This window comes from Stenotrophomonas sp. G4, from assembly GCF_003428825.1.
GTDB lineage: Bacteria > Pseudomonadota > Gammaproteobacteria > Xanthomonadales > Xanthomonadaceae > Stenotrophomonas > Stenotrophomonas indicatrix.
In genome coordinates, this window is sequence record NZ_CP031741.1 from 1905708 (window position 1) to 1921038 (window position 15331).

Consider the following 15331-nt stretch of genomic DNA (forward strand, 5'->3'; position numbering starts at 1 on the left):
GGCCATGCCCGGCGTCTCGCGCTGCAGTGGCCGCTTCGCTCGCCGGGCATGGCCCGGCGCTACCGGGACTCAACACCCCACCAGCCGGTCGGCGCTGAGGCCACTGCGGTGCTGGTTGCGGTATTCGATGGGGCTGGCGTCGACCATGCCGCGGAAGTGCCGGCGGAACGATTCCTGCGAGCCGAACCCCGCCTGTTCGGCCACCCATTGCAGCGGGCGGTCGGTGGTTTCCAGCAGTTCGCGTGCGTAGGCCACGCGTTCGCGGATGAGCCAGTCGATGGGCGACAGGCCGGTGGCTTCGAGGAACTGCCGCTGCAGGGTGCGCTGGCTGAGTGCGGCCTGTTCGGCCAGGCTGCCCAGCGAATGCGGCTCGCGCAGGTTGCGGCGCATCCATTCCATCAGTTTCGCCAGCCGCGTGGGCTCGCCCAGCGGGATCGCGCGGCTGACCCGCTGGCTGCGTTCGGCATCACGCCAGGGTGCCAGCACCAGCCGTTCGGCCACCAGATTGGCCACGCGCGCGCCGTAATCCTTGCGCACCATGTGCAGCATCATGTCCATGCCGGTGGCCGAGCCGGCCGAGGTGATGATGCTGCCGGCGTCCACGTACAGCACATCGTCGCGCACATGGATGCGCGGAAATTCGCGCGCCAGCGTTTCGGTGAGGCGCCAGTGGGTGGTGGCCTGGCGGCCATCGAGCAAACCGGCCCAGGCGAGCACGAATGCACCGGAGCAGATGGACGTGATGCGTGCGCCGCGCGCATGGGCGCGGGTGAGGGCATCAAGCAACGCCTGCGGCGGGCGCTCGCTGGGTTCGCGCCAACCGGGAATGACGATGATGTCGGCGTCGTCGACGGCGCTCAGATCGTAGGGCAGCTGCACCTGCGCACTGCCGAGCATGCGCAGTGCACCGGGTTCGCCAGCGCAGAGCTGGGTGCGGTACCAGGCCACGCCCAGTTCAGGGCGGATGGGTGCGAACAGGCCGACCGCGCAGCCGAATTCGAACAGGCCCTGGCCGTGGCAGGCCACGATGGCGACGGTGGGCGCGGTCGGATCGGCGGGCAGGGTGGGCATGGCTTGATGCTACCGATGAAGGTGCCTGCGCCAGCGTGTCGTGGCGGCATGAGGTGATGCCAGTGCGGCATATGGCCGGTGGCCGGTTTCCGTTGGCACCGGACGCGCGCGCGTTGCTGCGTAAGGTCATTACCAGCAGTCATGTGGCTGGCGCGATGTGACGGTCACATGACGCGATATCCGCTGTTGCGTGTTGGGCGTGGGCTCTTGAATGGAGGCGTGTCTCCGGCCCACCCCCACGAGCCCCCATGCCTGCTGCCCACATTCCTGCGCTGTCCACGCTCTCCCTGCTGATTGCCGCCACGCTTGCCGCTGCTCCGGCGTATGCGGCTGAGGCCGATGCACCGTCGGCAGCCACGGCTGCATCTGCCAACCTTGCTGCGTCCACGCTGGATGCGGTGGTGGTGACCGGTTCACGCACCAGCACGCGCACGGTGAAGAACAGCTCGACACCGATCGACGTGATTTCCGCCGAGGACCTGGCCGCGACCGGCCAGGCCAACCTGCTGGAAGCGCTGCAGCGCAGCCTGCCATCGCTCAGCCAGATCGGCGGTTACCAGAGCGACCAGGAAAGCCTGATCCGCGGTTACCAGCTGCGCAACCTGTCGCCGGGTTACACGCTGGTGCTGGTGAACGGCAAGCGCCGCAACGCCAGCGCGTATGTCAGTGGCGCCAACGGTGGCGGCTATCCCGGCCACGCCTGGGCCGATCTGGCGCTGATTCCGGTGTCGGCCATCGACCATGTGGAGGTGCTGCGCGACGGCGCTTCGGCCATCTATGGTTCGGACGCGATCACCGGAGTGATCAACGTGATCCTGAAATCGCAGGCGCACGGTGGCGATGTGTCGGTGGAGAGCGGGCAGAGCACCGATGGCGACGGTAGCCGCACCAGCGTGCGCGCCAACATCGGCCTGCCGTGGGGCGAGGATGGCTTCATCAACCTGTCCGGCGAGAGCACGCGCCAGCACCATGCGATCCGCACGCGGCGCTACATCGACGACTACCTGAGTTATCCCGCCGTGGATGGCAACGGCAACCTGGTGGCGCTGCGTCCAAACAACCGCTTGCCGGCTGGAGCGACGCCGAACCCGGCCGAGGCCGGGCGCGATGCCGAGGCCAATATCATCCTCAGCTCGCCGTCGTATGCGCTGAAGGCCTTCGCGGTGAACGTGGGCCATGGCTTGGGCGAGAACGCCCAGTTCTACGCCAATGCGACCGCCAGCGACCGCACCGCGCAGGCGATCCAGAACTTCCGCCTGCCGGCAACGATCTTCACCACCTACAAGGCACCGGGCGTGCTGAGCGTGTTTCCCGATGGCTTTCTGCCGGTGCTGGAAACCAAGGAGAAGCAGTACACCGGCACGGCTGGGGTGAAGGGTCAGGTTGCGGGGTGGGACTACGACTTCAGCCTGACCGGCAACCGCAACACGGTGCGCACCTACACCCGCAATTCGGTGAACTACTCGCTGCCGTACCCCGGCTCGCCGACCGACTTTTATGATGGCAAGCTGGATTACCAGCAGGGCATCGCCAACCTTGATCTGCGTCGAGGCTTCGAGGTGGCGGCCTTCGCATCGCCGCTGGAAGTGAGTGCCGGTGCCGAGTACCAGCACGAACAATACGAACGCGGGGCAGGGCAGTGGGAGTCGTACACCGGCTTCGGTGCGGCCGCCTTCGTGGGCTATTCGACCGCCGATGCGGTGAAGGCCACCCGCAACAGCAAGGCGGTGTACGCCGGTGCAGCGACCAACATCACGTCGCGCTGGTACCTCGATGCCGCCGCGCGCTGGGAAGACCACTCGGACTTCGGCACGGTGTCGACCGGTCGGTTGACCACGCGCTTCGACTTCACCGATGCGCTGGGCGTACGTGCCACGGTCAGCAATGGCTTCCACGCGCCGAGCCTGGGCGCGCAGTTCTACCAGGCCACCGGCAGCTGCCCGTGCGGTACCACGCTGGTGGCGCAGGTCGCTTCGCCGGCAGCAGTGGCGCTGGGCGCTACGCCACTGAAGCCGGAGAAGGCCACCAACTACAGCCTCGGCGTGACCTGGGACCCGAGCCCGGCCTTCCATCTGGCGGTGGATGCGTACCAGATCGACATCCGTGGCCAGCTGGGCCAGTCCAGCCAGATCGGCTACAACGCGCAGGACCCGGCGCGGGTGACCGACAACAGTGGCACCGTGCTGACCGCCGCGCAGAAGAACACCATCGACGCGCTGCTGGGCACGGCCGGCATCAGCATCCTGCCCGGTGATGCGTTCTACGCCAGCTACTTCACCAACGTGGGCGACACCCGCACGCGCGGCGTGGAGCTGACCCTGGAAGCCAACCAGGAAACGCAGTGGGGCAAGCTGCGCTGGAGCTACGCGGCCAATGTGGGCCGCACCACCATCCAAAAAGTGAGCGCGATTCCGCAGGCGCTGCAGGGGCTGCCGAACATCAACCTGCTGACCAAATCCAGTGAGTACGCGCTGCGCTTCCGCACGCCGTCGTACACGCAGGTGGCGGGGCTGGGCTGGCAGAACGGGCGCTGGCGTTCGAACGTGGACTTCACCTACTACGGCCCGATCAAGCGCCTGAACAACGGCGTGGAGTACAAGCAGCCGCCGGTGCTGGTGACCAACCTGTCCGGTGGCGTAGAGCTGGGCGCGGGCTGGAGCGCGGCGCTGGGCATCAACAATCTGTTCGACAAGCGCACCCGCAAAGTGCCCGCGTACGCACGCAGCGCCACCGATGTGGCCAGCATCGAGACCACTTGGGACAGCGGTGATGTGCTGAGCAACGTCGGGACGTTCTGGTACGGGCGCGTCAATTACCGGTTCTGAGGTTCATGTGAAACGTCGCCGGGCATGGCCCGGCGCTACCGAGGAGGGGTCATGTCTTCTGCATTGAAGGTGGTTGCATTGGTGGGGTCGCCGACCAGTTCGGCGACGTCGCGCACGTTGCTGCTGGTGCGGCATCTGCTGGAAGAACTGCGCGAGCGGGTCAACATCAGCGTGGAGCTGGTCGAGCTGGCGCCGATCGCACGCTCGCTGGGGCAGGCGCTGCAGCGCAGTGAAGTAGAGCCGCAGGTGGAGCGCGCGCTGGCCACGATTGAGTCGGCGCAGCTGCTGGTGGCGGCCACGCCGGTGTATCGCGGGTCCTATCCGGGCCTGTTCAAGCACCTGATCGACTTCATCGGGCTGGACGCGCTGGTGGATACACCAGTACTGCTGGCGGCCACCGGTGGCAGCGAGCGCCACGCCCTGGTGATCGACCATCAGCTGCGGCCGCTTTTCAGCTTCCTGCAGGCGCATACGTTGCCGATCGGGGTGTATGCCACGCCAGCCGACTTCGACGGCGACCGGATCAACAGCGCTGCACTGCAGGCACGCATTCAACTGGCGGCCGAGCGTGCGGCGGGACATGTCGTGCCGCTGGCGGCATCCGCAGCACCGCCACTGCGACGGATTGCCTAGCGCCGCGCCATGACCTTATTGCCAACCTGCATCTGCATGGCCGGATCCGACCGTGGATTGTCGAGTTCCGGCGCTGGCATCGGGCCGTCCTTCTCTAGCATCGATATCGAAGCGGCAGTGCATTGCCGGCCCCTACGAGGACGATCCCGTGGCTGTAGACGCAACCCACAAACCCATCCTGTTCCTGCTGGACTGCGAGTTCGAGGACGGCCAGCTGCCCGGCCAACGCTTCTTCTGCCGGCACAGCCTGCTGCTGGAAGGTGCGCTGTCGAGCATCGATGGCCTGGACGCACAACTGGACGTGCGCCGCATCGGCTTCAGCCGGCCGCGCCGCGAGGTGATCGCCGAGATCGGTGAGCAGGACCAGTCGCTGCCGAAGCTGGTGCTGCCGCAGGGCGTGGTCAACGAGCACGCCAGTGGTGAGTACCAGCAGCGCCAGTACATCTCCGGTGCCGAGCCGATCCTGGCGGCACTGAATGGCCTGCTCGGCATTCCCGTGGCCCATCCCTGAGCGAGGACGTGACGATGAGCTACCTCACCAGCGTGTTGGACAAGAGCCCGGTGGCCGACGGCAGCACGCCGGAACAGGCGCTGCGCAACAGCCTGCAACTAGCGCAGCGCGCCGAGCAGTTGGGTTACCACCGCTACTGGTTTGCCGAACACCATGCCGCGCCGGCGCTGGCCAGCCCGGCACCGGAAGTGCTGGCGGCGTGGGTGCTGGCGCAGACCCGGCGCATCCGCATCGGCAGTGGCGGGGTGATGCTGCGCCACTACGCCCCCTACAAGGTGGCCGAGAATTTCAATCTGCTGGCCGCCCTTGCGCCCGGGCGCGTGGATCTGGGCGTGGGCAAGGCGCCGGGCGGTCTGCCGGCATCGACTGCCGCACTGGCCGCCGGTCGCCCGCCGTTCGCCGATTTCGACCAGCAGTTGCGCGACCTGGAAGGCTATCTGTCCGATGCGCAGGCCGACGCTCAGGCGCGGCCGATTCCGCAGACGCCGCCGGAGCGCTTCCTGCTGGGCGCGAGTCCACAGAGTGCGCGGCAGGCCGCAGAGCTTGGCTGGCGCTTCGTCTACGCCGCGCACTTCGATGGCGACCCGAAGCACATCGAGGCCGCCTTCGAGGCCTATCGCGCGGTGTCCGCGCACGCCCCGTTGCTGGCAACGGTGGCCTTCGCCGCGCCCACCAGCGAGGCCGCCGCCCGCCACATCGGCGCGCTGCGGGTCTACAAGTTGCACCTGGCGCCAGGGCAGACGGTGAACCTGCCCAGCCCCGAGGCCGCTGCCGAATATGCGCGGCAGATGGGGGTTGCTGATTTCCGCATCGAAGAGACACGCCCCAGCGTGCTCTCTGGCGATGCGCAGCATGTACACAGCGAGCTGGATGCGCTGCACCGCCGTTTCGGCGTCGGTGAATTCATCCTCGACGCGCCGGTGGCCGACCTCGACGCACGCCTGACGTCCCTTGAACTGCTGTCGCCCGCGCCCCGCGCGGCGGTGGCCTGACTGCTGGAGCCACTCCATGAGCACGACCCCGCGTCCCATCCCGTTCGGCATCATGCTGCAGGGCCCCGGCAGCCACATGCATGCGTGGAAGCATCCGTCCAACGTGCCCGATGCCAGCGTCAACCTGGGCTACTACATCGACATCGCGCGTACCGCCGAGGACAACGGCATTGCCTTCGGCTTCGTTGCCGACGGGCTGTACATCAACGAGAAGTCGATCCCGCATTTCCTCAACCGCTTCGAGCCGATCTCGCTGCTGTCGGCGCTGGCGACGGCGACGAAGAAGATCGGCCTGGCCGGCACGCTCTCCACCTCGTACAGCGATCCGTTCACCGTGGCGCGCCAGTTCGCTTCGCTGGATCTGCTCAGCGGTGGCCGTGCAGGGTGGAACGTGGTGACCTCGCCGCTGGAAGGCTCGGGTCGCAATTACGGGCGTCCGCATCCGGAACACGCGCTGCGCTACCAGATTGCTGATGAGTACCTGGAGGTGGTACAGGGGCTGTGGGATTCGTGGGATGACGATGCGTTCGTGCGTGACCGCGACAGCGGCACGTTTTTCGCGCCGGAGAAGTTCCGCCGCCTCGACCACAAGGGCCGCTTCTTCCAGGTGGAAGGCCCACTCAACATCCAGCGCTCGCCGCAGGGGCAGCCGGTGATTTTCCAGGCCGGATCGTCAGACGATGGCATTGCGCTGGCCGGCAAGTACGCCGATGCGGTATTCACCCACGCGCCGTCGCTGGAGGAGACCCGCGCGTTTACCCAGAAGGTGAAGAACTCGGCGATCGCCCATGGCCGCAGCGCCGGTGACGTCAAGATCTTCCCGGGCATCGGCCCGATCGTTGGCCGTACGGCGGAAGACGCCGAGGCCAAGTACCAGGCGATTGCCGCGCTGGCCGGGCTGGACGATGCCCTGGCGTATCTCGGCCGCTTCTTCGACCACCATGATTTCAGCCAGTACGATCCGGATGCACCGTTCCCGGAGCTGGGTGACATCGGCGCCAATTCCTTCCGCTCCACCACCGACCGCATCAAGCAGGACGCGCGCGAGCAGGGCCTGAGCCTGCGCCAGGTGGCACTGCAGGCGGTGAGCCCGCGGCCGAACTTCATCGGCACGCCGGAACATGTGGCCGACGAACTGATCCGCTGGTTCGACGCCGGCGCCAGCGATGGCTTCATCCTCGGCTTCGCCGCGCAGCGCGAAGGCCTGGATGATTTCGTCAGCCACGTGCTGCCGATCCTGCAGGCGCGCGGCTACCACCAGCGCGAGGTGGAGGGACAGACCCTGCGTGAGCATCTGGGCCTGCCGTACAAGGCCAGCCGCCATGCAAGCGACGCCGAGCCGGCGCGGAAGGCGGGGTAGGGCGATGAGCGGAGAAAACGCGGTAGCGCCGGGCCATGCCCGGCGGAGTTCCCCAACGACTGGCGTGCTGCCCGAAATCGCGGCACGTGCCGAACAGGCCATCGCGATCCGCCACGACCTGCACCAGCACCCGGAACTGGCCTTCGAAGAGCACCGCACCAGCGCCCGCGTGGCCGAGCTGCTGCAGCAATGGGGCTACGCGGTCAGCACCGGCATCGGTGGCACCGGCGTGGTCGGTACGCTGCAGCGTGGGCAGGGCCGTCGCCGATTGGGTCTGCGCGCCGACATCGATGCGCTGCCGATCCATGAAGAATCCGGGCTGGCCTATGCCAGCCAGCGCGAAGGCCTGATGCACGCCTGCGGCCACGATGGCCACACCGCCATCCTGCTCTCGGCTGCCCACTACCTTGCGCACCACGGGCGTTTCGATGGCACGTTGCAGCTGGTGTTCCAGCCGGCCGAGGAAACCGGCTCGGGTGCTTCGAAGATGATCGCCGATGGCCTGTTCGAACGCTTCCCGGTCGATGCCATCTATGGCCTGCACAACTGGCCGGGCGTGCCGGTGGGGCACTTCGGCTTCGTCGACGGACCGGCGATGGCCTCGGTGGACTGGGCGCGTCTGCGGGTGATCGGCAAGGGCGGCCACGGCGCCGAGCCGCAGGGCAGCGTCGATCCGATCCTGGCTGCCGCGCACATCATCACCGCGCTGCAGAGCGTGGTGTCGCGCAACGTCGATCCGCGGCAGATGGGCGTGGTCACCGTCGGCTCGATCCACGGTGGGCAGGCGGCCAATGTCATCCCCGATGTGGTGGAACTGAAGCTGACCGTGCGCGCCTACCTGCCGGAGGTGCGCGATACGCTGCGCCGGCGGGTCACCGACATTGCCGAGCAGACCGCCGCTGCTTTCGGCGCGCGTGCCGAGATCGAATTCCCGCGCGGCTTCCCCAGCGTGATCAACCACCCTGAGCAGACGGCCTGCATCCGCGAGGTGGCGATACAGGGGTTCGGTGCGGGGCAGGTGGTGGAGGCCTTCGCACCGCGTACCGCCAGCGAGGACTTCGCCTTCCTGCTGCAGGCGCGGCCGGGCAGTTTCGTGTTCGTCGGCAACGGCGACAGCGCGCCGCTGCACAGCCCGCGCTATGTGTTCAACGACGCGGCCATCGCCCCGGCGGCCAGCCTGTGGGCGCGTCTGGCTGAGCACTATCTGGTGGAGGACGTGGCATGAGCGTGCGGTACGACAACGATCGGTTCCTGTACACCTCGGTGGACGACCCGCTGGCGCGTCCGTTGTTCGACGGCCTGGAGCAGGAGTACGACCACCGCTATGCGGACGTGCGCCGGCGTATCGGTGGCAGTGCCCGCGAGGAGCTGCAGCGCTATCCGGCCGAAGCCTTCGCTGCCCCGGTCGGTGCATTCGTGCTGCTGCTGCGCGACGGCGTGGCGATTTCCGGTGGCGCGTTCATGCCGCATCGCGATGAGGACACCGCCGAGTTCAAACGCATCTGGACGCTGCCTGGCCTGCGTCGGCAGGGCATCGCCCGGCGCGTGCTGCAGGAACTGGAAGACCAGGCTGCTCGGCAGGGCTATCGGCGTGTGTTCCTGACCACCGGCTTCCGCCAGCCCGAGGCGGTCGGCCTGTACCTCAGCCACGGCTACACCGCGTTGTTCGATCTGCATGCGGACCCGGAAACCATCGCGCATCTGCCGTTCGAGAAACACCTGGTGCCACAGCCACAGGCGGGCGACGCAGCCGCCCTCGCACTGCATGGAGCGGCGGCATGAGTGCGCCTTCCACTGCCATCGAGGGCATTGTCCGCCAGCCGGCCACGGCGCTGAAGATCGTGCCGGCGCGGCATCCGTTGCAGGTGATCGGCACGGTGTTGGCACTCGCGCTGATCCTGATCGGCCTGCAGTCGGTGCTGGGCAATCCGCGCTGGGGCTGGGGCACGTTCGCCGAGTGGTTCTTTGCCCGGCCGGTACTGGAAGGGTTGGGGCGAACGCTGCTGCTGACCGCACTTGGTACCGGCCTCGGCTTCGCGCTGGGCACCTTGCTGGCCTTAGCCCGGGTCTCCGGTTCACCGCTGTTGTCGGCAGTGTCGTGGGGCTACGTGTGGCTGTTCCGTTCGATTCCGCTGCTGGTGCTGTTGCTGCTGCTGAACAACCTGGGTTACCTGTACAGCACCATCGAACTGGGCGTTCCATTCACCGGCATCAGCCTGTTCTCGTACCCGACCACGCAGCTGATCGGCGTGTTCACTGCCGCCGTGCTCGGCCTCACCTTGAACCAGGCGGCGTTCTCGGCCGAGGTGATCCGTGGTGGCATCCTGTCGGTCGACCACGGCCAGTACGAGGCGGCCGCCGCGTTGGGCCTGCCGCGTGGGCGCCAGGTGCGCCGCATCATCCTGCCGCAGGCGATGCGTTCGATCCTGCCTGCAGCGTTCAATGATGTGATCGGCCTGGCCAAGAGCACCTCGGTGGTCTACGTGCTGGCGTTGCCGGAGCTGTTCTACACCGTGCAGGTGATCTACCGGCGCAACCTGGAGGTGGTGCCGCTGCTGATGGTGGCCACGGTCTGGTACCTGGTGATCCTGACGGTGCTTTCGCTGCTGCAACGGCGGGTGGAGCAGCGCTTTGCCCGCGGCCAGCTGCAGCATGAGCGCAACGTGTCGCGGGTATCGTCTGCAGCTCCGCGGGCGGCGGCGACCGCTGCACGCGTGCCCAGCCGCGCGGCATTTGCCGTGCCGATCGAGGCCGGAACGGGCGCGGCTGTGTCCCTGCAGGGCGTGGGCAAGGCCTTCGGAGAGCAGACGGTGCTTGATGACGTGCACTTGGAACTGAGGGCCGGCAGCGTGACGGTGCTGATCGGTCCGTCCGGTGCGGGCAAGTCCACGCTGCTGCGGCTGATCAATCATCTTGAACGCGCTGACAGCGGCTTCGTCACCGTGGGCGGCCAGCTGATCGGTTACCGCCGCGACGGCGACACCCTGTACGAGCTGCCGGAAGGCGAGATCCGCCGTCGCCGCGCGGAAGTCGGCATGGTGTTCCAGGGCTTCAATCTGTTCCCGCACATGACCGCACTGGAGAACATCATCGAAGCGCCGATCGCGGTGCGCGGTATTTCGCGCGCCCAGGCCGAGCAGCAGGCACGCACCCTGCTGGAGCGGGTGGGGCTGGCCGACAAGGCCGATGCTTTCCCGCGCCAGCTGTCTGGCGGCCAGCAGCAGCGTGTGGCCATCGCCCGCGCGCTGGCCCTGCAGCCGAAGGTACTGCTGTTCGACGAGCCGACTTCCGCGTTGGACCCGGAGCTGGTGTCGGAGGTGCTGAGCGTGATCGAGGAACTGGCCAGTTCCGGCACCACGCTGGTGATCGTCACCCACGAACTGGGCTTCGCCCGCCGCGTGGCCGACCACGTGGTGATGATGGACCAGGGCCGGGTGATCGAGCAGGGCACGCCGGACGCGCTGTTTGAACACCCGCGCCAGCAACGCACCGCCGATTTCCTGGCCAAGACCCTGTAACTCCCCTTCGAGAACCGCCATGAGCCCAGCATCGCAGCGACGTCCCGCACGCAGCACCCTGTTGATCGTCGGTGTGCTGGTCATCGGCATTGCCGGCATCGTCTATTCGCGCGTGCGCCAGGACCCCGACGGCGTGCCCGTTGCGGCGACCTCGCTGGCCGCCAGCAATGCACAGTTACTGAAGGGCACGCCCGATCCGAAGGCGCAGGCGCTGATTCCGGCCGGCTATCGCTTCGTCACCCCGGGCGCGTTCACCATCGCCACCCATCCAGGCCAGCTGCCGTTGGCCGACTACGGTGCCGACAGCAAGGAAGTGGTGGGCGTGGAGCCGGACATCGCGCGATTGATCGCCGATGGCCTGGGCCTGAAGCTGGTGGTGGTGCCGGTGGCCTGGGCCGACTGGCCGCTGGGGCTGGAATCGGGCAAGTACGATGCGGTGCTGTCGAACGTGACGGTCACTGAAGAACGCAAGAAGAAGTTCGATTTCTCCAGCTATCGTTTCGACCTGCTGGGCATCTACACCCGCACCGATGGACCGATCCAGAAGATCGCCACACCGGCCGACGTGGCAGGGCTGAAAGTGGTGGTGGGGGCCAGCACCAACCAGGACCAGATCCTGCGCCAATGGGACAAGCAGAACATCGCCGCAGGCCTGAAACCGGTGGAGTACCAGTACTTCGATGATGCGGTGATCGGGCGGTTGGCAGTGATCACCGGCCGCGCCGACGTGTCGTTCGAGCCGAATGCCACCGGCGCCTATTCGGCGCGTGATGGCAAGGTGCGCCGGGTCGGCCTGTTCCCGGGTGGCTGGCCGGACGCAGCGGCGATTTCGGTGACCACGCGCAAGGGCAGTGGCCTGGCCGATGCGGTGACCCAAGCATTGAACACCCAGATCAGCAGCGGTACCTACGCGAAGGTGCTGGCGCGCTGGAACGTAGCCGAAGAAGCGGTGCCGCAGTCGCAGACCAATCCACCGGGGTTGCCAGGGTTCTAGCGATGCCGCTTGGTAGGCGTCGAGCTTGCTCGACGGAAGGCGTGCCGACCAAGGTCGGCATCTACCGGAGGGCGTGCCAACCAACGGTTGGCACCCACCGGAATGCGAGGAGGGGCTGCCGACCAAGGTTGGCACCCACCGGAATGCGAGGCGGGGCATGCCGACCAAGGTCGGCCTCTACCGGGGTCAGCGCTGCCATCGAGTAGAAGTTCGATCACTTCGCTTCCTGCATCGGCATTACTGCCAACGTGCCTCCAGGGTGCGGAACGGGCCATCGAGCAGCACGCCGTCCTTGTCGAAGTTCCGTACCGGTCGCCCATCCACGCGCACGTCCTTGGGCAGGGTACGGCTGGGCCACCACACGCGTACCGGCGTGCCCTTGCGCAGCCCCTTGCCGAGCGACACGGTCAGGTTGCCGTCGCGCTGCCGCGCCTGCATCTGCAGGGTGCCATAGGCGGTGGGCAGGCGGTCCACGGCCAGGCCCTCGCCAGCGACCCAGGAAGGGGGCGTGCCCGGCAGCAGCGACAACGCGTCGTCGTCCTCGCGCATCAGCATGCCGAACAGGGTGCGGCCGTATTCGGCGCCGATCCAGGTGTGTGGCATGTCGCCCAGGTAGCGCGGGAAGCGCAACCGCGAGTGCACGACCTCGGCCAGCACCTGCCATTCCAGCGGCCTGCGATCGTGCAGCAGGCCCTGCAGCAGTTCGTCGGCCGCTTCGGGCTGGCCCAGGTGCACGTAGCTCAGCACGTTGCGGATTTCATACGGCGTGTAGGCATACAGCGCACCGGGCTGGTTGCGCTTGCGCACACCGTCCAGGTAGCGGGAGAAGGTGGTGCGCAGGGCCTCGGCCGGCAGCACGCTCTGCGCACCGGTGGGATCCAGCGCGATCGATACACCGGTCGGGTCGCCATCGCCGAGATCAGCCGATGACGGAATGAAGTCGATGCCCTTCCATGCCATCGTCGCGCGGATCGAGGCATGCAGCGCGTCATACAGCGCCTTGTACTGTTCGCGCGCCCACGTGGCGGTTTCGTGGTCGCCCAGCGATTCGGCCAGCCACGCGCCGTCATGCCAGCCCTTCAGGCCCCAGTAGTCATCCCAGTAGCTGTGTGTGGGTGAGGGATAGCCCTCGTGGCTGATCGACGGCGCAAGGATGCCGGCGAAGCGCTCCGGCGATGGCTGGTCGGCCATGTAGCCCGGCACCAGCGTGCGTTCGCGCAGTTCCTGCAGGAAGCGCAGCGCGGCCTTCACCTTGGGCAGGTAGGCACGCACGCTTTCCGGCCCGCCATCGAGCCGGGCGACGTCGGCAACGAGGGTGACGTACTGGCCCTGGCTGTCGTACTCGATGTCCGAGCCGAAGCCGGTATTGACGCTGCCATCGTCGTTGAGGATGGGCGACACCAGGCCATTGCCGTGCACGCCGTGTTCGCTGTACCAGGCCAGGTAGTCGCGTGCCACCTTGGCTTCGCCCATGCGCAGCAGCACGGCCGAGGTGGCCATGCCATCGCGGATGAAGGAGCGGTTGTAGTTGCGCGGACCGGGCTGCATGGCCGGGCCGGTCTGGTTGATCAGCATGTAGGCGGCCTGTGCGCGCAGCATGTCCACCAGTGAAGGGTCGGGCAGGCGCAGGCCGACTTGGCCCAGCCGCGCCTGCCAATCAGCGGAGGCGCGGCTGGCCAGCGTGTCGAACGCCTTGTCGCCGTCGCGCGGCAGCGACGCGAGGTTGAGGGCTGGTGCTTCCGGCAGCACGCCATTGGCATCGGCGGTGGAGGTGCCGAGCGGGAAGGCCACCACCACCGCGTCGCTGGCACCGGGTGCCAGGGTGACCCGGTAGCTCAATGCCGCCGCTGCCAGGCCTGCGGCATCGCTGGACTGCTGTGCGGCGGGCAGTTGCCCGCTGGCGATGGCCGTGGTGATCTCGGTGTCGCCTTCGTTGCCGAAGGGGGCGGTGCCAGCGGCATCCACCGCGCTGAGTGACTGCAGCAGCGTGCGGCCATTGACGCGCACGCGGTTGCCTTCGACGGCCACCTGGCGGATCGGCGACAGGCCGCCGTTCTGCCACGGCGGGTTCATCTGCATCGGTCGCACTGCGAGGGTCAGCGTGCCTTCGATGGCCGCGCTGCCGGTGTTGCGCAGGCGATGGCGCACGAAGGTGACCGGTTGCCCGTCGCGCTCGATGGCGAAGGCTTCGCTGCGCAGTTCCAGCCCGGGCTGCGGTGACCACGTGGCAGACGGCATCGGCTTCCAGCCATCGCGCAGTGCGTGCTGCACCGGTTGTTCCGCAGCACCGGTCGCGCGGCCATCGGCACTGCGCCAGATCGGCTGCACCAGCGGTGCGCCCTTGTAGGCTTCGATGTTGCCGTATTCGTCGAAGATCGATTTCTGCCGGCCCGCATGCACGCCCACTGCGGTCCAGTAGGTCTGCTGCATGTGCAGCGAGGCCGGGAACAACGCGCGCTGCGCGCCGCTGGCGGCGATCTGGTACCGCTTCATCGGCGTCATCACCGCCTTCGGGCCGAGCAGGCGGATGCGTTTGACCTGGGGGGCATCGCCTTCCACGGTCAGCCGCAGTGCCTGGATGTCCAGTGGCGCGTCGGCCGCCAGCCAGCTCTGCTGCCGGGTCGCCGCCTGCGCATCGCGCGCCAGTTCGTGCCAGCGGCCCAGCGCGTCCTGCGCCTGCAGGCGTGCAGCGCCGTGCACGTTGGCCCAGTCCACCGCCAGCCCGGTGCTGGGCTGGGCGCGGGGCAGGGTGATGTCGAGCGTGTGGATGCCACCTTTGCCTGCGGGGATGGCAACCGTGCCGCCGCCCTGCCACAGCGCGGCGGACTGGGTGGCGTCCAGCCCGGTCACCCGTGCGCTGAGCGTGGTGTCGAGCGGTTCCATTTCGAAGATGGATACGCCCCAGTCGGAAGTGCGCTGCGGGCTGGCCAAGCGCAGGTAGCGGGCCTGTCGCGGCGCGAAGTACAGGGTTTCGATGCCGCCCAGCGAATCGCCCATGACGTAGGCGCTCTGCCACTGCTCGCCGTCGAGCGAGGTCTGCAGCGAATAGCCCTCGGGGTTGGAGACATCCCAGGTGAGGCGTGCACCGGCCAGCATCGCAGGCTTGCCGAGATCGACCTGGAACCAGTGGCCGGGACTGAACGCGCCGCCGGTCACCGTCTTCGGATCGTTGTCGATCAGGTGGCTGATCGCCATCGCTGGAACCTGCTGCGACGACGCGCTGGCCTGCCATTGCGCGCGCGGTGGCAGGTTCTGTGCGGTGGCGGTGGCGGCCAGTGACAGGCCGAGCAGCAGGGCCGCGGCAAGGCGCCGGTTCGGCAGGCGGGCAGCGGTCCAGCGGTCAGCGCACAACGTCATTGCGAAGGCCTCACATCGGCAGGGCCCGGGAACGGGCGGGCTTACGCTAGCAAGGGATGTAACCGGTTAC

General features: G+C 67.6%; 11 protein-coding genes. 9 read left to right on the forward strand and 2 right to left on the reverse strand.

Annotated features, from left to right (window positions below; all coding sequences use genetic code 11):
• Positions 1-69: 69 nt before the first annotated feature.
• On the reverse strand, positions 70-1071 hold the full coding sequence (locus tag D0Y85_RS09005) for a helix-turn-helix domain-containing protein (RefSeq protein WP_032976126.1): 1002 nt from the start codon (positions 1069-1071) through the stop codon (positions 70-72).
• A 248-nt stretch (positions 1072-1319) separates the two neighbouring features.
• On the opposite strand from D0Y85_RS09005, the gene D0Y85_RS09010 reads away from it, so the two are divergent.
• The 9 genes from D0Y85_RS09010 (at position 1320) to D0Y85_RS09050 (ending at position 11904) form a co-directional block, all read left to right on the forward strand.
• Positions 1320-3896 (forward strand): TonB-dependent receptor, encoded by a 2577-nt coding sequence (locus D0Y85_RS09010; protein ID WP_117310209.1) that lies wholly within the window; start codon positions 1320-1322, stop codon positions 3894-3896.
• A gap of 51 nt (positions 3897-3947) precedes the next feature.
• Positions 3948-4529: an FMN reductase gene (msuE, locus tag D0Y85_RS09015; RefSeq protein WP_117310210.1), complete on the forward strand. Its 582-nt coding sequence runs from the start codon at positions 3948-3950 to the stop codon at positions 4527-4529.
• Positions 4530-4677: 148 nt separating this feature from the next.
• Positions 4678-5040 (forward strand): DUF3088 family protein, encoded by a 363-nt coding sequence (locus tag D0Y85_RS09020; RefSeq protein ID WP_117310211.1) that lies wholly within the window; start codon positions 4678-4680, stop codon positions 5038-5040.
• Positions 5041-5054: 14 nt separating this feature from the next.
• A complete protein-coding gene (locus D0Y85_RS09025; RefSeq protein WP_117310212.1) occupies positions 5055-6032 on the forward strand; it encodes an MsnO8 family LLM class oxidoreductase in 978 nt (325 codons plus the stop codon).
• Positions 6033-6048: 16 nt separating this feature from the next.
• Positions 6049-7392 carry an LLM class flavin-dependent oxidoreductase gene (locus D0Y85_RS09030; RefSeq protein ID WP_117310213.1) on the forward strand — a complete coding sequence of 448 codons (1344 nt, stop codon included), beginning with the start codon at positions 6049-6051 and terminating at the stop codon, positions 7390-7392.
• A gap of 4 nt (positions 7393-7396) precedes the next feature.
• Entirely contained in the window at positions 7397-8617 is a 1221-nt protein-coding gene (locus D0Y85_RS09035) for a M20 aminoacylase family protein (RefSeq protein ID WP_117310214.1), read from the forward strand.
• Positions 8614-9174, forward strand: coding sequence for a GNAT family N-acetyltransferase (locus D0Y85_RS09040; protein ID WP_117310215.1), 561 nt, complete (start codon positions 8614-8616; stop codon positions 9172-9174). The genes D0Y85_RS09035 and D0Y85_RS09040 overlap by 4 nt, the downstream gene beginning before the upstream one ends.
• Complete coding sequence (locus D0Y85_RS20975) at positions 9171-10910, forward strand: amino acid ABC transporter permease/ATP-binding protein (RefSeq protein WP_117310216.1); 1740 nt, start codon at positions 9171-9173, stop codon at positions 10908-10910. Before D0Y85_RS09040 ends, D0Y85_RS20975 begins: the two co-directional genes overlap by 4 nt.
• A gap of 19 nt (positions 10911-10929) precedes the next feature.
• A complete protein-coding gene (locus D0Y85_RS09050; protein WP_117310217.1) occupies positions 10930-11904 on the forward strand; it encodes an ABC transporter substrate-binding protein in 975 nt (324 codons plus the stop codon).
• 237 nt (positions 11905-12141) lie between these two features.
• Here D0Y85_RS09050 and D0Y85_RS09055 read toward each other — a convergent pair whose 3' ends face one another.
• Entirely contained in the window at positions 12142-15261 is a 3120-nt protein-coding gene (locus D0Y85_RS09055; RefSeq protein ID WP_117310218.1) for a discoidin domain-containing protein, read from the reverse strand.
• Positions 15262-15331: the final 70 nt, after the last annotated feature.